Consider the following 17,385-nt stretch of genomic DNA (forward strand, 5'->3'; position numbering starts at 1 on the left):
GGCACAGCGGGGTAGCCCTGGGGGCAACAGCCACGACGAAGGCACGCTCCCTGCCGTCGCCTCCAGGTGCTGAACATGAATCCCGGCTCACCCTGGCAGCGCTTGACGCGGCGCGCTAGCGTATGGGTGTGCACCTCGCTCCCCGAGACGTCGACAAGCTGCTGCTACACCAGGCCGGCTTCCTCGCGCAGAAGCGCCTCGCGCGAGGGGTGCGGCTCAACTACCCGGAGGCGGTGGCGCTCATCGCCACGCAGCTCTTGGAGTTCATCCGCGACGGCCGGGGCGTGGCCGAGCTGATGGACCTGGGCCGCCGCCTCCTGGGCCGCGCGCAGGTGATGGAGGGCGTGCCGGAGCTGCTGGCGGAGGTGCAGGTGGAGGGCACCTTCCCGGACGGCTCCAAGCTGGTGACGGTGCACCACCCGGTGGTGGCCGAGCACGGAGACCTGGAGCTGGCGCTGTACGGCAGCTTCCTCCCGGTGCCCCCGCTGGAGCGCTTCAGCAAGCCCGCGCCCACGCAAGAGGGCCCGCCGGGCGAGGTGCGCGTGCAGCCGGGCGAGGTGCTGCTCAACGAGGGCCGCGACACCGTGTCCCTCCGGGTGACGCACCGGGGAGACCGGCCCATCCAGGTGGGCAGCCACTACCCCTTCTTCGAGACGAACCGCGCGCTGGTGTTCGACCGGGCGAAGGCCTACGGCAAGCGCCTGGACATCCCCGCCGGCACGGCGGTGCGCTTCGAGCCGGGGGAGCGCAAGACGGTGCAGCTGGTCGCCATCGCCGGGGAGCAGGTGGTGCGCGGCGGCAACGCGCTGGGCAGCGGGAAGGTGTCACCCGAGGGGCTCGCGCGCGCCATGGAGGCGGTGCGGGCGCAGGGCTTCGGTCACGAGGAGGAGGGCTCATGAGCCGGAAGATGGACCGCCGCCACTACGCGGACATGTTCGGCCCCACCACGGGCGACCGGGTGCGGCTGGGCGACACGGGGCTGTGGGCCGAGGTGGAGCGCGACGCCACCGTCTACGGTGACGAGTGCAAGTTCGGCGGCGGCAAGGTGCTGCGCGAGGGCATGGGCCAGCAGGCCGGCGTGGGCGACGCCCAGGCGCTCGACTGCGTCATCACCAACGCGCTCATCCTCGACTGGACGGGCATCTACAAGGCGGACATCGGCATCAAGCACGGGCGCATCGCCGGCATCGGCAAGGCGGGCAACCCGGACGTCATGGCCGGCGTCACCCCCGGCATGGTGGTGGGCGTCACCACGGAAGCCATTGCCGGCGAGGGGCTCATCGTCACCGCGGGCGGGCTGGACACGCACATCCACTTCATCTGCCCGCAGCAGGCGGACGAGGCGCTGGCCAGCGGAATCACCACGTGGGTGGGCGGCGGCACCGGCCCGGCCACGGGCACCAAGGCCACCACGTGTACGCCGGGCGCGTGGAACCTCCAGCGGATGCTCCAGGCCACGGACACGCTTCCGCTCAACATCGGCCTCACGGGCAAGGGCAACACGTCCCTGCCGCACGGGCTGCTCGACCAGATTCGCGCGGGCGCCATCGGCCTGAAGCTGCACGAGGACTGGGGCACCACGCCGGCCGCCATCGACACCTGCCTCACCGTGGCCGAGGGCGAGGACGTCCAGGTCACCATCCACACGGACACGCTGAACGAGTCCGGCTACGTGGACGACTCGCTGGCGGCGTTCAAGGGCCGCACCATCCACACGTACCACTCGGAGGGCGCGGGCGGCGGGCATGCGCCGGACATCATCCGCGTGTGCGGTGAGGCGAATGTCCTGCCCAGCTCCACCAACCCCACGCGCCCGTACACGGTGAACACGCTGGATGAGCACCTGGACATGCTCATGGTGTGTCACCACCTGGACCGGGAGATTCCCGAGGACGTGGCCTTCGCGGAGAGCCGCATCCGCGGGGAGACCATCGCCGCGGAGGACATCCTTCACGACCTGGGCGCCATCAGCATCATGTCCTCGGACAGCCAGGCCATGGGCCGGGTGGGCGAGGTCATCTGCCGCACGTGGCAGACGGCACACAAGCTGCGCGAGCAGCGCGGGCGGCTGCGCGAGGAGCGCGGGGACAACGACAACCTCCGCATCCGCCGCTACGTGGCGAAGTACACCATCAACCCCGCCATCGCCCACGGGCTGTCGCACGAAGTGGGCTCGGTGGAGGTGGGCAAGCTGGCGGACCTGGTGCTGTGGCGCCCGGCCTTCTTCGGCCTGCGCCCCGAGCTGGTCATCAAGGGCGGCTTCATCGCCTGGGGGCAGATGGGCGACGCCAACGCGTCCATCCCCACGCCGCAGCCGTACCTCATGCGCCCCATGTTCGGCGCCAGGGGCCGGGCGCTCGGGGCCACCAGCCTCGCGTTCGTCTCCGGGCGCGCGCTGGCGGAGGGGACGTTGCGAGACCTGGGGCTCACCAAGCGGCTGTCGGCGGTGAGCCGGTGCCGGGGGCTGGGCAAGGCGGACATGCGGCTCAACGACGCGATGCCCGTCATCACCGTGGACCCGGAGACATACGAGGTCCGCGCCGACGGTGAGCTGCTGCGCTGCGAGCCCGCGAGCCGGCTCCCCCTGGCCCAGCTCTACTCGCTGTTCTGAGGCGATGACGATGGGCTCCACGTGGAAGGTGCTCCAGCTGGCGGACTCGGCCTTTCCCACCGGGGGCTTCGCGCACTCGGGTGGGCTGGAGGCGGCGGTGCAGCAGGGCGAGGTGCGCGGCGCCGCGGAGCTGCGGCGCTTCGTGCGCGAGCTGCTGTGGCAGGCGGGCCACGGCGGGCTGCCGCTGGTGGGCGCGGCGCACCGCGAGCCCTCCTCCCTGCCCGTGCTGGACGCGCGCACGGAGGCGTTCCTCTCCAACCACGTGGCCAACCGCGCCAGCCGCACCCAGGGCCGTGCCTTCCTGGACACCTGCGCGCGCATCTTCCCCGGGCCGGTGACGCCTTTGCGCGAGGCCGCCCGGGCGGACGGGCTGCGCTTCCACCATGCCCCCCTGTTCGGCGCCGTGCTGCGCGCCCTGGACGTGGCGCTGCCGGACGCGCAGCAGCTCTTCCTGTCCCTCACGCTGAGGGGCACGCTGTCGGCCGCGGTGCGGCTGGGCATCGTCGGCACGCACGAGTCGCACCAGCTCCAGCACCAGGCCACGCCCCTGCTGGACGCCGTCCTGGAGCAGTGCGCCGGCCTGGGCGTGGACGCGCTGGCGCAGCCCTCTCCCCTGTTGGACCTGCTCAGCTCCACGCACGACCGGCTCTATTCGAGACTCTTCCTGTCCTGAGGTGACGCGCATGCACGACGACCACCGTGGCCACGGCCATGACGACGACCACGACCATGAGCACGAGGAGTGGGACCACCCCGGGCACTTCCACGAGCGCGAGGAGCCCCAGCAGCGCGACTACAAGGCGCGCGCCTTCACCATCGGCATCGGCGGGCCGGTGGGCAGCGGGAAGACGGCGCTGGTGCTGGCGCTGTGCCGCAAGCTGCGAGACCGCGTCCGGCTGGGCGTGGTGACCAACGACATCTTCACCAAGGAGGACGCCGAGTTCCTGGTGCGCAACCAGGCGCTGTCCCCCGAGCGCATCAAGGCAGTGGAGACGGGCGGCTGCCCCCACGCGGCCATCCGAGAGGATATCAGCCACAACCTGATGGCGCTCGAGCAGCTCATGGAGGAGCTGGGGCCGGAGCTGCTCATCGTGGAGAGCGGCGGCGACAACCTGGCCGCGCAGTACAGCCGCGAGCTGGCGGACTACACCGTCTACGTCATCGACGTGGCCGGCGGGGACAAGGTGCCGCGCAAGGGCGGGCCCGGAATCACCCAGTCGGACCTGCTCATCATCAACAAGACGGACCTGGCCCCACACGTGGGCGCGGACCTGGGCGTCATGGAGCGCGACGCGAAGAAGATGCGCGGAGACGGGCCCTTCGTCTTCACCCAGGTGACGAAGGGCGTGGGCCTGGACGCGGTGGTGGAGCACCTGCTCGGCGCGTGGAGGCAGCGCACCGGCGCCCGCGCGTCCTGAGTGGCCCCGGGCAGGGGTCCATGAGAGAGCCGGCCGCACCGGCCCGGGCCTCTCCCGCCGTGGTGGGACGGCCCCCTCAGTCGAGCGGCAGGAAGTCCGGCCGGGACGCGCTCTTCGACATGGGCCCGGTTGGCCCATCATTGAGCACGCACTCACCGGCGATGGGCTCGGAGATGTCACAGCCCGACTTGGGGTTGCCCCAGCGGCGGGTGATGTTCAGCCAGGAAAGGCTTCCGCCGAAGGTGCCCGCCGCCTGCCAGTCGAAGGGCACCAGCGCGGCCCACGTGTCCCAGGCCATGCCGCGGCCGGTGTCGTCAGCCAGGAAGTCCCCGTTGGGCAGGTTCCGGTAGATGTGCCGGGCCGCGTCCGCATAGACGCCATGCGAGCCCAGCGCCGAGTAGAGCTCCGGGCGCCAGCCTGTCAGTCCCAGGGCCTTGTCTCCGAAGGTGAAGGTCTGCCCGCTGGCATGCTGGCTCAGATAGACCTGTGCCGGACGTCCCTCCACGAAGCGCACCGTCGCGTGCTCCCAGTCTCCCACGTGGTTGCCAAAGGTGGAGTAGCCCCCCACGCAGCCCCAGGGCGAGTACCAGCCAATGCACACGCGCTTGCCATTATTGTAGGGGTAGAACATCCAATACACCACGTCGGTGGTGCTCGTCGGCGCGCCATTCACGGTCCGGGTGATGATTTCCGCATAGACAGGCACGGGCGCCTGGTTTGGCCGCTGTCCGTCCAGGAACTGCGGGTCCGTGCACGAATCACAGCCCAGCGCCTGATTCGTCACCAGGAAGTCTCCGTCCGCGTGCACGTTGGCGAGGTGGAGCTCGGTGGATGACGGGAAGTAGGACTCGTTCGGGTGCAGCCACACCCGAGGGGCAAAGGCCGCGGCCGTCTCGGCGCTCACCGGCAGCCCCTTCAGCTCCGGGTTGGCCGTCGCGCTCTTGTTGAGGGCCCAGTACCGACTGCCGCCGGTGTCCGAGTGGCTCGGCCGCGCGACGAAGGTGGACGCGGTCAGCCCGCGATGGTCCAGGGGCTTCGCCTGCCAGAGGCCCACGTCGTGGTCCGCGCCGGAGCCGCTATCGTTCCACACGCCGGCGGGAGTGGCCGCGAGCACGTACTCGCTCTTGAGGCAGCGGATGAGCTCGGTCGAGGGCTTGCCGTAGCCCAGCACCGCCACCGAGCCCAGGCAGGTGTAGCCCGCGGGTGCCACCGGCTCCCAGAAGGAGCCGTCGTGCGTCCCGCCCGAGCCCCAATCACTCCACACCCAGGTGTAGTCCGCGGGCCGCGCCAGCAGGTCGCCGTCCCCCTGCACCACGAGCGCCGTCATGGGGGCGGGCCCACCCCCGCCGTTGGGCATGGCGACGTCGCCCAGGGAGTAATAGCCCGGGGACTGGCTGAGGTTGGGACGCCAGATGGAGACATCGGACGAGGCCCCGGTGCCACTGTCGTCGTAGACCCATTGGAACGTGTTCACGGGCTTCACGTGCAGGCGCTGGGCGAAGCGCAGGGGCACCTTGTCGGACGCCAGCGTGAAGTCCGCGACCTGCCCGGCGGCGTACGTCGCCGCGACGAGCTTGTACGTCCCCGGCACCAGGGACACGGACAGGCGCGAGTTGAGGTTTCCGGCGCTGTCATCGTCCTGCGCGAGCACGTTGCCACTCGCGTCGAGCAGGTAGAGGTACGCGTCCACGGAGGCGGTGAGGGTGAAGGTCACCGTGGCCGTCGGGCCCGTGTGGTCCACGAAGAACGTCCGGTTGCCCGCATGCGCGGGGTTCCGTCCCCCGGAGCCGAGCCAGCGGCCATACACGCTGTTGCCCTGGAGCCCCGCCTCCAGGGCGCGGTCCTCGTCGCGGAGGTCACCAGGGTCCGTCAGGTCCATCGTGCCGCCACAACCCACCGCGCTCGCCGCGAGCGACAGCAGCGCGAGCGTGCGTGAGGAAATGAGACGTCCAGTTCGCATACGGGCCCCTTCGTGTTCCAGCGTGAGCGCGCAGGATGCCCGGGATGTGCGCGACGGGACAGGTGGGGCGCGCCTCCTTCCGTCACGTGGTGACTGCCACCACCGGCTTGAGGACGTAGCGGCCGTACGCCACGAAGGCGAGCAGCACCCCCATCACGAGCGCCCAGGTCATCGGGTTCTCGGGCGCAATCTTCGTCGAATGACTCGCGTACAGCGCGGCGAGCGCGAACGTCTCGAGCGTGAGCACCGCGGCCGCGTGCGCGGTGAGATTGGGCATCCACTTCAACGCCGCCGGAACAATCAGCAGCACGCCACCGGCAATCTCGAGGAAGCCGAGCGCCCGCCAGGCCGCGTGGGGGACCTCGTTGAACTGGCTCGCGAGCTGCTGGAACGAGAACGCCTTGTAGAACCCACCTGCGACGAACAGCAGCGCGAGGACGGCCTGAAGAATCCAGAAGACGATGTTCATATGGGGTGACTCCGTGGTCAGGCCTTGAGGGCCGGGTTGTCATTGTCGGGAGAAGGCGGAGCAGCGCCGCCCGACGCCTTCTCGAGCGCCTTGGCGAGCTTTCCGTGCATCATCTTCCAGCCGTACTCGGCGCCGTGGAACGCCTGGTCCTCCTTGAAGCCGGAGTGCTCGAAGTGCACGCGCGTGCCATCGCCATCGGCTTCGAGGCGGTAGCGGACGCGCGTATCCAGCCAGCCGTCGCCAACGACCCACGTGAACTCGAGCTCGGACGGAGGAGCGCACCGGAGCACCTCGCAGTGCACGACGAGTCCATCGAATCTGGCCCGCGGGTCCGGAGGCACGCGGAACGTGAAGCGATGCCCGACGCGTGGCTCGAAGTCGTTCGGGTACATCCAGTCGGCGAGCGCCTCGCTGTTCGCGAGCGCGCGCCACACCGTGGCGGGCGACTGGGTGAACTTCAGCTCCCGTCGGATTGTCTTCGTCGTCATTGCTCGTTGCCCTTGTCGAGGTGCCGCCGCAGGCGGGTGAAGTTGTCGTCCCAGAACCGCTCGTAGTGAGCAATCCAGTCGCGCACCGGCTCCAGTCGCTCCGGCACGAGGCGGTACCGCCGCTCCCTGCCATGCCGTTGCTCGGTGACGAGGCCCGCATCGAGCAGCACGCGCAGGTGCTGGGACACCGCCGGGCGGCTCATCTCGAAGTTCTCGGCGATGGAGTTCACCGGGCGGTCGCCGTCGACCAACAGGTCGAGCATGCGGCGCCGCGCCGGATGGCTGATTGCTCCGAACACCCCGGGCTCCGTGTGCATCATCGTGCGCCAATAATGCGTAAGGAGGTGCTTACCTGTCAAGCGGAGAGAAGAAAGAGGTGCACGCCCGCACCGTGACCGCCGCTCGCGTCCCATCGGGGACGTCAGGTTCAAGTCGTGGGGATGTTTTCAGGATTCCCATGGATGGAGAGTCCTGATTCAACGGACCGCGTGCAGGCAAAACTCAGAGGACACGCGATGGCGAAGAAGACCTTTCACGGCTCCTGTCACTGCGGCGCAGTTGCCTTCACGGCGGAGCTCGACCTCGCGCAGGGAACGCGTCGCTGCAACTGCTCCATCTGCACGAAGGCGCGGGCCTGGTTCGCGATTGTGAAAGCCGATGAACTGACCATCCAGAAAGGCGAGGACCACCTGGCTGATTACAGCTGGACCCCGCCCGGTGGCCCCAAGGTCCATCTCCACTACCGGTTCTGCAAGACCTGCGGCATTCGCGCATTTGCCCGGGGAGAGCAGGAAGACCTCGGCGGCACCTTCTATGCCGTAGCCATCTCCGCGCTCGACGATATCGAGGGCGACATCGACCAGCTCGCCAGCTCCATCACCTATGTCGATGGGCGCCACGACGAGTACAGCAAGGCGCCGGCCGACACGCGCCTCATGTGACTGCGAGAGGTCCAGGGGCCCGGCCTTCGGAAGGCAGCAGCGCCAGGGCGGTCAGGCAGCAGGCGCTTCGGCGGCGGCGTGCACGGCTACCACGCGCTGGAGGGCACCTTCCCGGGCGGCCGCAGCTTCTCCGGCCGCGCGGCGGTCCGGGCCGCCGCGGGCGGCGTGTAGCGCTCCGGCTCAGGCCTCCGCGCGGATGGGCCACGGCGTGGGGCGGGTGCCCGCCATCCAGTTGTCGTGCCGCCCGTCCCAGTACCCGTAGGTGAGCAGGCCCGGGTCCACGTCCTCCAGCGCGTTGACGTTGATGGAGACGAACTCGCCGCCCAGCGAGGGCACGTCGCCCGCTCCGAAGCACAGCACGCCGCAGTGCTTGCAGAAGGCGCGGTAGTTCGGGCTGTCTCCGCGCCGGTACTCGCTCAGGTGCTCCTGGCCCTTCACCAGCCGGAAGGCGGAGGGCTTCAGGGTGACGCCCGCCCCGCCGTACTTCGTGCAGATGGAGCAGTTGCAGCGGCTGGCGCCGGCCAGGTCCACGGTGGCCTCGTAGGCCACGGCGCCGCACAGGCAGTTGCCGTGGTAGGTGCGCAGGCCGCTCTGGCCAGCGGTCGTCTTCGAAGCGTCGGTCTGGGTCATGGTGGGCTCTCCGGTGCCGCGTTGAGGCAACGCACCCCTTATCCGCCCTGTCCGTGACAGCCTTATGTCAGGTTTGTCCGCCGCGGGGCAGGCGCCTCCATGTAGACTGCCTGGGTCGAGGATGTCGCCGGAGGGGACACCGCCATGGAAATGCGTATGGGCGGGGGCCAGAACCCCGACATGGAGCCCGAGCTCGACACCCCATGGCTCGACTCGGTGTTGCGGCGTACCGCGCGGCGCCTTGCCAGGCCACGCTATGGGAGCGCCCTCAAGGTCATCAACCACCTGCCCTGGGTGGAGCCGTACGGCGGAATGATGGACCTGGTGCTCCTCACCTTTCGGCCCGACCTCGAGCCCGCGGCCCGCGCCTACTATGAGGGCCGGGGCCCCACGCTCGCAGACATCCTCGCGCCCAAGGAGGTGAAGGCGTTGGACCGCACACTGGAGGAAGCGGTCCGCCAGCTCGCGTACGTCTACAACACCCTCCGGCGCCAGGCGCAGCGCAGCAAGCTGTCCCAGACGGCCGTGCTCGACTGGGTGGTCCAGCAGGTGGGCCTGCGGATACCGCCTTCCTCCTCGTCTTCCGGCTAGCTCTGCAGGGCCTCCGTGCGGCCCTGCCGGGCGTTGACGGCCTCAATCACCTGCGCGGGAGGAATGACGCCCTTGCGCCCGAGGATGACGGCGGTGGACTCGCCCTCCGCCACCACCTTGCCCTTCGAGATGAACTGGTGCGTCGCGTAGAAGTACTTGTCGTCCCAGCGCGAAATCGTCATGGACACCGAGTACTTCTGGAACGGCGAGAGCGACTTCTTGTAGTCCATGGTGTGGCGCACGATGATGGGTGCCCACTTGTTCTTCAGCATCAGCGCCAGCAGCCCCGTGCGGATGAACAGGTCGACGCGGGTCAAATCACAGATGGTCAGGAACCTGCCGTTGTTCATGTGCAGGTTCAGGTCCAGGTCATTGAGCAGCACGCGCTGCTCGAGCGTGCTCACCAGTGCCTCCACGCGCATCTGCGGCTTCCAAAGCGAGGAGACCATGACCCACAACAGCCTGAGATAGAGATTCATGTGCTTCGCGCTGCTCCTGAAGGAAGAACGAGATGAGGCGGGACGGCGGATAGTAACAAAGCCCTGAAGACCACCGGTACATGAACCCCAGGTGCCCACCGTGCGGCGTGAGCTCCAGCCGGACGTGCTCGCGCAGCTCGCGCGCGGCGGGGAGCGTGTCGCGCGCCACCAGCGGGTCATCCTCGGCGTTGAGGATGAGGAAGGGCGTCTCGATTCGGGAGAGGAACTGCCGGCTGCTGCAGCGCTGGTAGTAGTCCTCGGCGTCCTCGAAGCCGTGCAGGGGCGCGGTGAAGACGTCGTCGAAGTCGCGGATGCTGCGCAGCCCCTTCAGCGCGCCCAGGCGCGAGGTGTACTCCGGCAGGTGGGCCTTGAGCCGCGCCACGCGCTGGTAGGAGCGCAGCACCCGGAGCTGGTAGAGCTGGTTGATGCCCTCGCACGCGCGCCGGGCCGTGCTGGACAGGGAGAACGTCAGCGACACCGCCGCCGCGGCCGACAGGTGGCTGGCGTGCCCCGTCTCCGCGAGGTAGCGAATCACCATGCTGCCGCCCAGGGAGAAGCCCACCGCGTACAGCGGCGTGTGCGGCTCCCGCGCGTGCAGGAAGGCGACAAGCCACGCGAGGTGCTCGGTGAAGCCCGCGTGGTAGAACTGCGCGCGCCGGTTGGGCACGGCGCCGCCCCGGTGGCACAGCACGGCCGCGCGCAGGCCCCGCTGGGACAGCTCCCACAGCAGGCTGCGGATATAGGTGGCGCTCGGGGTGCCCTGCATGCCCGGCAGCAGGATGAACAGCGGCCCCGTCCCCTCGCGGTTCAGCCAGTGCACGTCCGCGAAGTCGCCGTCCGGCAGCTCGTGCCGGACGTGCTCGGAGGCGACGTCGTAGCGGCGCGGGTCCAGGTGCGGCACGACGGTCTGCACGTGCGAGTGCCGCAGCCACCAGGGGGCCTGGAAGTCGCCCGGGCGCTCAGCCACGGACGGCCTCGGCCGGAGCGGGCGCGTCGTCGGGCAGGGGCATGCCGATGCGGGCCATGACCTCCAGGTCCTTCGCCGTCAGCGCGCGCGTGCGGCGGCGCACGTAGTCCGCGCCCAGCACCAGGTTGAAGTTCGACACACCGCCGTAGCGGTGGTGCAGGAAGTGGTTGCGGTAGATGGCGCGGCCGTAGCGCGTGCGCAGCAGCCATGCCAGCCACCGGGGGGCCGTGCGCTGGCCCTCTTCGAAGGGCCGGTGCAGGTACGGGTGGACGAAGTGGCTCATGAAGGGCGGCAGCAGGAGCGTCACGCAGCCGGCCAGGAAGCCGATGGGCTCGAGCGTGAAGTAGAACACCGGGAAGAAGATGACGAGCGGCGAGACGAAGACGAACGCGCCCTCGCCGTGCAGCTTCGTGGCGTAGGCGCCCTGGATGATGGTGCGCCCGTGCTTGCCGCGCTGGAGCAGCTCCTCGGTGAGCTTCTGCTTCTCCTCCTCGCTCCGGAACTGCGTGACGTGGTCGTTCCGGAACGTCCTCACGTGGTGGATGGTGTGGTGGGAGTAGTGGGTGTTGATGAGGGGCCGGAACAGCCACGGCACGCGGGACCAGAAGCGCACCGCCTTGGGGCGCGCGTCAGACACGTACTCGTGCATGAAGGACTCGATGTAGGAGGAGATGACGTATCCCAGCGCGAGTCCCAGGAGTACCTGGATGAAGTCGGACATTTTCAGTGCTCCTCGCCGGAGAGGGTGAGCAGGCCGTCCATCCGGCCCGCGGGCGCGGTGGACGGGGCCGTCAGGAGCGCGCTCGCGCTCCGGGGTGGGGTGGGGGGAAAGCCGGTCATCCGGCCCGCGGCCTCGTCGTAGACCTTGAGGCGGAAGGCTCGCAGCGACTCCAGGGCGCCCAGGCGCACGCCCTCGCCGCCCAGGCCGTGCTGCTCCATGTAGCCGCGCAGCAGGTAGCCGGGCACCTGGGGCCTCAGGTGGTGGACGTGGTGCAGGTTGATGGCCCCGAAGGTCCACTCGAGCACGCGTGGCAGCATCAGGTAGCTGCTCCCCTTCAGCGCCGAGTCCCGCAGGGACCACCGCGCACGGGGCACCCAGTAGGGCTGCTCGAGCTGGTGCTGGACGAAGAAGAGCCAGATGCCGAGCCCCGCGGCCACCTGGGTGACGACCAGGTGCACGACGAGCCACCGGGGCCAGTCACCGAAGGCGAGGAACGCGAGGTGCAGGGCCACGAGCCCCAGGTTCGTCACGGCGATGGAGCGGCGCTCCGGCCTGCGCTCCTTCGCGACGATGCCGGGCAGGCGGAAGCGCAGCAGGAACTGGAAGACAGGCCCCACGCCCAGCAGGACGGCGGGGTGACGGTACAGGCGGTAGCGCAGGCGCGCGGCGGGCTTCAGCGCGCGGTACTCGTCGGCGGTCATCGTCACGATGTCCCCCGTGCCCCGCCGCTCCAGGTCCCCGCTGGTGCTGTGGTGGACCAGGTGCATGGCCCGCCAGTACGCGTGGGGCGCCAGCGTCAGCAGCCCCAGCACCGTCCCCACCCGGTCATTCGTCGCGGGGCGGCGGAACAGCGAGCGGTGCGAGCAGTCGTGCTGGAGGATGAAGACCCGGACCAGCGCGACGCCCGCGAGCACCGCCAACGCGAGCCCCCCTGTCAGGGATGACGCGAGGCAGAGGTAGCTCGCCCCCAGCAGCAGCAGGTAGGCGCCCACCGTCCCCAGGACCTGGACCACGCTGCGAGAAGTCCTGGGTTGCCAGCTGCGTGTGTCGGCAGGAAGGGTGATGTCGGATGAAAGATGAGGTGTCATGGCTGTCTCGACGCGGCGTGTCGGCCCCCCTGGACCATTGAATTCTCTTTTTCCCGACATAACCGGGCGTGACGCGATGCGGCAAGGACTTCCTGGGTTGGAGAGAGAGCATGGAGTGCTGGAAGGCCCCGCGGCGGGAGTACGCGCGCGACGCACCGTGCTCCACGCTCACCGCCCTCCCCCCGCCTCGGGCGTCATGAGCACGAGCCGGGCCTGGAGAACGGCACGCGTCAGCACCAACCCGCGAGGAGGCGTCCGGCCGTGGCGAGCCGTGCTTCCTCAAGCTTGCCGGTGATGACCCCGGTCAGGTGGCGCCATTCAGCCCTGCTACTCCCGTCCAGGAACGCGAGGACCCCACACGATGCCCCGCTTCTTTGAACTCACGAGAGACAAGGCCATGTGGGCGCGCTTCAAGGGAGACTTCGACGCTGCCCACAAGTGGCACCTGCCCGGCGTGAGGTGCGACACCTGCGGAGTCACGTGGGGAAGTTCAGGTCACCAGTATCCGGGAGTCGACCTGTCGTACCTGACGGAGCGAGAGAGTTTCCGTTCCAGACCGGTCTCTGTCGCGGAGTTCGAGCGACTTCGGGAGCTTGTGCGTCCCCTGGCGCCTCCGAACGCGAAGCTTCCACCCGGCACGAGCCTGGGGGCGCTGGCAGGTACGGCCTCCGGGAAGTTCGGCCCTTTCACCTCCCAGGATGACATCCTGTGGCTTGTGCACAGGGATGCACTGGAGCACCTGCAGGCGGAAGGTGTGCGCGGACTGCTCGGCTGCCGCACGGAGCTGCGATTTCGCAGCAAGGACGCACCAGAGTTGCTGGAGCTTCAGGTGGAGCCGCACGGCCGGCTGCACCCGGACTGCCTTCCCCCAGACCTGCCACCGCCTTGCGCCACCTGTGACCGGCAAGCCTTCCGGCTGCCAGATGACCCCATCCTGGACGCAGCGACCCTGCCCACGGACCTGGACCTGTTCCGGGTGGGCAACTTCGCCACGGTGATGATTGGCACCGAGCGGCTCATGGAGGCCTTACGCCGCCTCAAGTTGGACGGCATCACCTTCAGAGAGCTGCCTACGCGCTAGCCCTACTGTGTCACAAAGCTCGTCCCCCCCTCGGAAACCGACGTGCGGGCAGAGCTGTTCAATCAGGGCGTCTCCGCGAGGAAGCAAGACGTTGGTGACACCGCAGGAATGGTGGCCTGAGCCAAACAAGGCGGTCAGCGCAAGGCCCGGCTCCACGGCCCGAGCCTCGCGAGAGGAGCCCGTGACTCAGTCCTCCGCGGTGGCCCCCTGCGGGTCCTTTTCAACTGACCTGGGAGGAGGCAGGCTGCACTGGAACGGCATACATCGTCACCGAAAGCCTGGGAAGCATCCTCCCCGCACCACGACTTGTCTTTGTTGTCACCGGGGATGCTCCGAATACATACAAGGTCCGACCAGACACGCTAACGCGAGTCGTCGTTAACGTGCTCTCGGCGCGGCTGTCGGATGGGGCCTGCTTCGACTACTCGGTGCCACGACGGGCACAAGGGTTTCTTGCCGCTCTCGTTCGTCAAGCCACTCCGCCCGATGTGAGCTTCGTTCCGCCGCTCCATGTGTCCGCCGATTGATATGGACCGACTGGATGGTGCCGGGCCGAAGACCATGGGGCCGGTAACGCGAAGAGGCCCGACCCCGGTGGGTTCCTGGCCCGGGCTCCTCGAGTGCCAGCCTGCGCGGCTCAGGGGCTGGGGTTGACGATGCGTCCCATGAAGAGGACCGCCTGGGTGTCCACGTCCTCGATGAGGAAGAGGAAGGGGCGGTCCACGACGAGCTCCGGCGGCATCGACACCGGTACCATGCCGATGGCCGTGGCGGCGGCGGCCTCCGTGCCCTTCTCGTCCACGGCCACGAACGCCTTGTGCTCGGCCGACTGGATGGCCAGTGCCTCCTCCTTCGTCATCCCCGACATGTCCGAGGCGCCGGTGAAGGCATCCACCAGCCCGAGCGCCTTCAGCGGCTCCACCAGCGAGAGCCGCGTCTCCACCCGGAACTTCGGCATCCGGAGGTAGAAGCGGTCCCTCTCCAGCTTCGAGCGGACCTCGGAGAGGAAGCTCGCCGAGAGCCGCGACTCCACCTCCGTGAACCGGCCGCTGTCCGGAATGACGAGCAGCATGCGGAACGACTGGCCCGAGTACGCCAGCGCGAGGGCCTCATAGCCGTCGCCCTTTCCGTACGAGAGGAGCCCGTCCGCGCCCCCCATCATCTGGACCTGCTGCTGGCTCCCGTCCAGGCGGTAGAACGGGGCGCTGCGCGTCCCACCCTCGGTGAATGGCACCGCCCACGCGCCCTTGAAGTAGAGCGCGTTGGCCATCACCAGGCTCGTGTCCGGCGTCACCGAGCCCTCCGGGAGCAAACCCTGGATGCGGCCCTCCGTCAGGTCCTTCACCCAGCCGTTGATGCGGGAGCGGATGGACTCGGACTCGGTCGAGAAGTCCACCACGCGCATCCCCGCCCCGTAGTTGACGGCGAGCGTGTCCAGGAAGGCAGGCTCGAACGTGCGTCCCTTCTGGCCCCAGAGGGCATTCACCACCCGCAGCGTGGGCGGCGAGCCCGGCTGGTTCGGGTGCTCGGCGCGGTCATGGAGCTTCAGGTCGAGCGCGTTCAGCGCCGGGTGGAAGCGGTCCTGCGACACGAAGCGCAGCGCCTGCGCCATCTGCGCCTCGGTGTTGCCCCGGGCGCCCGCGTACGTCATGCCGAAGGCCTGGGTGATGCTGTACGGCGAGAAGAAGAGGTTCTCCCCCGGACGCGTGCTCAGCCGGTACAGGGCCGCGCCGAAGTCGGTGTTGCCCGCGACGACGGCGGCCAGGTCCTCGGCCGCGACGTTCGGCGAGCGCGCCCGCTGCAGGTCCGAGGCGACGAGCTCTCCCGGCGGCTCGGGGAACGACTGCTCATCTTTGTCCTCGGAGGAACACCCCGCCAGCAGCAGCAGGGCGGTGAGGATGCGAGGACTCCAGCTCCAGGAAGGACGTGCGGTCATGGCGTGCTCCATTCGAGTGCGCGCCGTCAGAGCAAGGCGCGTGCACACCGGGGAGGCGAATGACTTCGCGGGGTTGGGACGCCCGCGGACGCCGGGGGCCTCGGATTTCCGTGGGTCCTCGTCGGAGAACCCTCAGACGGCGCCTGGAGCGTCTCGTCGGAACGCGCGGGCGTCGCGGTGGGACGCGCGTCCCCTGCCCTGGAGGGCACCCTCCCCCGGACACAGGCAGGTGGTACGTGCGGTGCAGTGGTCTCGGACGTCTGTCCCCCCACCAGACGGAGAGCCCCCCGTGCTGACCATCCGCGACCCCCAGCTCCAGGCCCTGGCGCTGGACGTCCAGCTCCGCAACCCGCGCCCCTTCCTCGACCACCTGCACCAGCACCACCCGGAGTGGGTGGCGGCGCAAGGCGAGGAGGAGGCGCTGGCGGTGGTCCGCGGTGCCGTGCGCAGGGCCCATGGCTACGCGCTCTCATCCACGCGCGACGTCTGCCGGCTCCTCGACCTGGTCGTCATCTTCGGCCCGGACTGGAGCGGCGACGAGCACGCCTGGCTGCACCAGTCACTCGTGGGGGCCACGCCGGCGACCTCCTCGCGCAGGCTGGAGCGACTCCTCCAGCAGGCGATGTACCGCCTCGAAGAGGCCAGGCCCTGAGGGACGCGCCATGAACCTCGACAACGCCACGCCCGTCTCCCCCGCGCTGAAGGCGCTCGCGAAGTCCGCGGAGGGCGGCACCGCGAAGGACGAGCCGGCCGTCGAGCCCTGCCCCTACGCCAAGGAGAAGAAGAAGCCACTGCGCTTCATGCTCTGGCACCTCCACCAGCTCGGCGGAGGCTTCCATCGCCCCACCGCGCGTCCCGACGTGGCCATCGAGGCCTATGCGACGCTCGTGCACCGGCTGAAGGTCGACGTCTGCATCCTCCCCGGGCTCACCCGAACCGTGGGCACGCGGGCCGCCGTCGCGAAGACCGACCTCGCGGGCCGCGCGCAGCTCGTCATGGAGGACGCGGTGGAGGACACCGGGCCCCAGGAGGTGCTGCGCATCCTCCAGCAACTGAAGGCCCTGGACCCCGCGGGAGGCTGGCAGGCGCGGTTCCTGACGTCCGACGCGGACGGGAAGTACGTCTACCTCTCCGACAGCACCACGTGCGTCCTCCACCGCGGCGCGGACGGCGTCACCCTCTCCAAGCTGGACGTCGTCGACTCCGGCCGCGCCCCCTCGCTCGGCCTGACGGGGAAGCTCGTGTGCGCGACGTTCCAGTCGAAGGCCCATGTCGCGGAGCCCTTCCACGTGATGGCCCCGCTCGGCGCCATCCGCGAGCGCGACCTCACCGAGGAGCGCGGACGCGCGCTTCCCGACGAGGCCCCGAAGGCGACCCGCACCGCGCCGGAGACGTCGCTGGTGGCCCTCTCCGCGCCGAAGGACCTCCTGTCGGACCGGGCGGCCTTCAACCGGTTCCGCTCGGAGATGGAGGCCCTCTACCAGCTTCCGCCCCAGGAGGGCTCGGTGCTGCGCGACGACCCCTGGAAGTCGATTCCAGAGACGCAGGCAGGCCTGCTCGCCAACTTCGCCGCCGTGGCGCTCGACAACGTGCTCCTCCAGAACGAGCACATGCACTGGGAGGCAATGGAGCTTCCCAGGCATCCGGAGAACCTGAAAGAGGTGGCGGGCGCCCTCGCGGACACGCTGCTGCCCTGCTTCGCCGCGGCCGACGCACCGCCCCTCGTCGAGGAGCTGCGGGTGGTGGACCTCGTGCGCGCCGCGCTCCCCGCGCAGAGCCTGGGCGAGCTGGACCCCGAGGGCAAGGCGCCTGGCGACGCCTCCCTTCCCACCGAGGACTCGCTGCTCGTAGCGCTGCGAGAGCGCTTCCACGCGGGCACCGAGCGCCCGACGCGGGAAGAAAAGCCCGTCAACGCGCTGGCGGAGTGCCGCTACTTCAGCGCCGCGCTCTCCACCCACTGGCCCGTCGTCGCGCAGCTGCGCTGGCCCTGACCCCTCACCCGACT

19 protein-coding genes are annotated in these 17,385 nt (G+C 69.4%); 9 read left to right on the top strand and 10 right to left on the bottom strand.

Annotation, left to right across the window (positions count from 1 at the left end):
• Positions 1-128: 128 nt before the first annotated feature.
• From ureA to ureG, 4 genes are read left to right on the top strand one after another with little or no spacing between them, the layout of a single operon-like run.
• Entirely contained in the window at positions 129-899 is a 771-nt protein-coding gene (gene ureA / locus LXT23_RS01260) for an urease subunit gamma (RefSeq protein WP_253978197.1), read from the top strand.
• Entirely contained in the window at positions 896-2,611 is a 1,716-nt protein-coding gene (gene ureC / locus LXT23_RS01265) for an urease subunit alpha (RefSeq protein ID WP_253978198.1), read from the top strand. Before ureA ends, ureC begins: the two co-directional genes overlap by 4 nt.
• A gap of 10 nt (positions 2,612-2,621) precedes the next feature.
• The gene (locus LXT23_RS01270) at positions 2,622-3,284 is read left to right on the top strand and encodes an urease accessory protein UreF (protein ID WP_253979513.1); all 663 of its coding nucleotides are present in this window, start codon (positions 2,622-2,624) and stop codon (positions 3,282-3,284) included.
• A gap of 10 nt (positions 3,285-3,294) precedes the next feature.
• On the top strand, positions 3,295-4,029 hold the full coding sequence (ureG, locus tag LXT23_RS01275) for an urease accessory protein UreG (protein ID WP_253978199.1): 735 nt from the start codon (positions 3,295-3,297) through the stop codon (positions 4,027-4,029).
• Positions 4,030-4,105: 76 nt separating this feature from the next.
• On the opposite strand, the gene LXT23_RS01280 is transcribed toward ureG, so the two are convergent.
• From LXT23_RS01280 to LXT23_RS01295, 4 genes are all read right to left on the bottom strand, one after another.
• Positions 4,106-5,989, bottom strand: coding sequence for a Vps62-related protein (locus tag LXT23_RS01280; protein ID WP_253978200.1), 1,884 nt, complete (start codon positions 5,987-5,989; stop codon positions 4,106-4,108).
• An 82-nt stretch (positions 5,990-6,071) separates the two neighbouring features.
• On the bottom strand, positions 6,072-6,458 hold the full coding sequence (locus LXT23_RS01285) for a DoxX family protein (protein WP_253978201.1): 387 nt from the start codon (positions 6,456-6,458) through the stop codon (positions 6,072-6,074).
• 17 nt (positions 6,459-6,475) lie between these two features.
• Complete coding sequence (locus LXT23_RS01290; protein WP_253978202.1) at positions 6,476-6,946, bottom strand: SRPBCC family protein; 471 nt, start codon at positions 6,944-6,946, stop codon at positions 6,476-6,478.
• On the bottom strand, positions 6,943-7,245 hold the full coding sequence (locus LXT23_RS01295; protein WP_253978203.1) for an ArsR/SmtB family transcription factor: 303 nt from the start codon (positions 7,243-7,245) through the stop codon (positions 6,943-6,945). Before LXT23_RS01295 ends, LXT23_RS01290 begins: the two co-directional genes overlap by 4 nt.
• A 216-nt stretch (positions 7,246-7,461) precedes the next feature.
• Between LXT23_RS01295 and LXT23_RS01300 the strand changes: the two genes are divergently transcribed.
• Positions 7,462-7,887: a GFA family protein gene (locus tag LXT23_RS01300; RefSeq protein ID WP_253978204.1), complete on the top strand. Its 426-nt coding sequence runs from the start codon at positions 7,462-7,464 to the stop codon at positions 7,885-7,887.
• Positions 7,888-8,067: 180 nt separating this feature from the next.
• Here LXT23_RS01300 and LXT23_RS01305 read toward each other — a convergent pair whose 3' ends face one another.
• Positions 8,068-8,517 carry a GFA family protein gene (locus tag LXT23_RS01305; protein WP_253978205.1) on the bottom strand — a complete coding sequence of 150 codons (450 nt, stop codon included), beginning with the start codon at positions 8,515-8,517 and terminating at the stop codon, positions 8,068-8,070.
• A gap of 144 nt (positions 8,518-8,661) precedes the next feature.
• Here LXT23_RS01305 and LXT23_RS01310 point away from each other — a divergent pair, with 144 nt between their 5' ends.
• Positions 8,662-9,108, top strand: coding sequence for a hypothetical protein (locus LXT23_RS01310; protein WP_253978206.1), 447 nt, complete (start codon positions 8,662-8,664; stop codon positions 9,106-9,108).
• Here LXT23_RS01310 and LXT23_RS01315 read toward each other — a convergent pair.
• Genes LXT23_RS01315 through LXT23_RS01330 form a run of 4 tightly spaced genes read right to left on the bottom strand, consistent with a single transcriptional unit; the run spans position 9,105 to position 12,288 of the window.
• A complete protein-coding gene (locus LXT23_RS01315; protein WP_253978207.1) occupies positions 9,105-9,512 on the bottom strand; it encodes an acyl-CoA thioesterase in 408 nt (135 codons plus the stop codon). The genes LXT23_RS01310 and LXT23_RS01315 overlap by 4 nt on opposite strands.
• Entirely contained in the window at positions 9,478-10,554 is a 1,077-nt protein-coding gene (locus LXT23_RS01320) for a YheT family hydrolase (RefSeq protein ID WP_253978208.1), read from the bottom strand. The genes LXT23_RS01315 and LXT23_RS01320 overlap by 35 nt, the downstream gene beginning before the upstream one ends.
• Positions 10,547-11,275 carry a hypothetical protein gene (locus tag LXT23_RS01325; protein WP_253978209.1) on the bottom strand — a complete coding sequence of 243 codons (729 nt, stop codon included), beginning with the start codon at positions 11,273-11,275 and terminating at the stop codon, positions 10,547-10,549. The genes LXT23_RS01320 and LXT23_RS01325 overlap by 8 nt, the downstream gene beginning before the upstream one ends.
• A gap of 2 nt (positions 11,276-11,277) precedes the next feature.
• Positions 11,278-12,288 (bottom strand): fatty acid desaturase, encoded by a 1,011-nt coding sequence (locus LXT23_RS01330; protein ID WP_253978210.1) that lies wholly within the window; start codon positions 12,286-12,288, stop codon positions 11,278-11,280.
• A 436-nt stretch (positions 12,289-12,724) separates the two neighbouring features.
• Between LXT23_RS01330 and sitI6 the strand changes: the two genes are divergently transcribed.
• Positions 12,725-13,444 carry a SitI6 family double-CXXCG motif immunity protein gene (gene sitI6 / locus LXT23_RS01335; RefSeq protein WP_253978211.1) on the top strand — a complete coding sequence of 240 codons (720 nt, stop codon included), beginning with the start codon at positions 12,725-12,727 and terminating at the stop codon, positions 13,442-13,444.
• Positions 13,445-14,081: 637 nt separating this feature from the next.
• Here sitI6 and LXT23_RS01340 read toward each other — a convergent pair.
• Positions 14,082-15,380 (bottom strand): serpin family protein, encoded by a 1,299-nt coding sequence (locus tag LXT23_RS01340; RefSeq protein ID WP_253978212.1) that lies wholly within the window; start codon positions 15,378-15,380, stop codon positions 14,082-14,084.
• A 289-nt stretch (positions 15,381-15,669) separates the two neighbouring features.
• Here LXT23_RS01340 and LXT23_RS01345 point away from each other — a divergent pair, with 289 nt between their 5' ends.
• Together LXT23_RS01345 and LXT23_RS01350 are read left to right on the top strand one after the other, a co-directional pair.
• A complete protein-coding gene (locus LXT23_RS01345) occupies positions 15,670-16,032 on the top strand; it encodes a hypothetical protein (protein ID WP_253978213.1) in 363 nt (120 codons plus the stop codon).
• A gap of 10 nt (positions 16,033-16,042) precedes the next feature.
• Positions 16,043-17,371, top strand: a complete 1,329-nt coding sequence (locus LXT23_RS01350) for a hypothetical protein (protein WP_253978214.1) — start codon at positions 16,043-16,045, stop codon at positions 17,369-17,371.
• The last annotated feature ends 14 nt before the right edge of the window (positions 17,372-17,385 follow it).

Source organism: Pyxidicoccus xibeiensis, assembly GCF_024198175.1.
Classification (GTDB): domain Bacteria; phylum Myxococcota; class Myxococcia; order Myxococcales; family Myxococcaceae; genus Myxococcus; species Myxococcus xibeiensis.

Bases quoted from the DNA above. Each gene is read 5' to 3' on its own strand.
- LXT23_RS01285 (WP_253978201.1), bottom strand. From the start codon at position 6,458: ATGAACATCGTCTTCTGGATTCTTCAGGCCGTCCTCGCGCTGCTGTTC.
- LXT23_RS01340 (WP_253978212.1), bottom strand. From the start codon at position 15,380: ATGACCGCACGTCCTTCCTGGAGCTGGAGTCCTCGCATCCTCACCGCC.
- ureC (WP_253978198.1), top strand. From the start codon at position 896: ATGAGCCGGAAGATGGACCGCCGCCACTACGCGGACATGTTCGGCCCC.
- LXT23_RS01310 (WP_253978206.1), top strand. From the start codon at position 8,662: ATGGAAATGCGTATGGGCGGGGGCCAGAACCCCGACATGGAGCCCGAG.
- LXT23_RS01300 (WP_253978204.1), top strand. From the start codon at position 7,462: ATGGCGAAGAAGACCTTTCACGGCTCCTGTCACTGCGGCGCAGTTGCC.
- LXT23_RS01290 (WP_253978202.1), bottom strand. From the start codon at position 6,946: ATGACGACGAAGACAATCCGACGGGAGCTGAAGTTCACCCAGTCGCCC.
- LXT23_RS01350 (WP_253978214.1), top strand. From the start codon at position 16,043: ATGAACCTCGACAACGCCACGCCCGTCTCCCCCGCGCTGAAGGCGCTC.
- sitI6 (WP_253978211.1), top strand. From the start codon at position 12,725: ATGCCCCGCTTCTTTGAACTCACGAGAGACAAGGCCATGTGGGCGCGC.
- LXT23_RS01270 (WP_253979513.1), top strand. From the start codon at position 2,622: ATGGGCTCCACGTGGAAGGTGCTCCAGCTGGCGGACTCGGCCTTTCCC.
- ureG (WP_253978199.1), top strand. From the start codon at position 3,295: ATGCACGACGACCACCGTGGCCACGGCCATGACGACGACCACGACCAT.
- LXT23_RS01325 (WP_253978209.1), bottom strand. From the start codon at position 11,275: ATGTCCGACTTCATCCAGGTACTCCTGGGACTCGCGCTGGGATACGTC.
- LXT23_RS01305 (WP_253978205.1), bottom strand. From the start codon at position 8,517: ATGACCCAGACCGACGCTTCGAAGACGACCGCTGGCCAGAGCGGCCTG.
- LXT23_RS01280 (WP_253978200.1), bottom strand. From the start codon at position 5,989: ATGCGAACTGGACGTCTCATTTCCTCACGCACGCTCGCGCTGCTGTCG.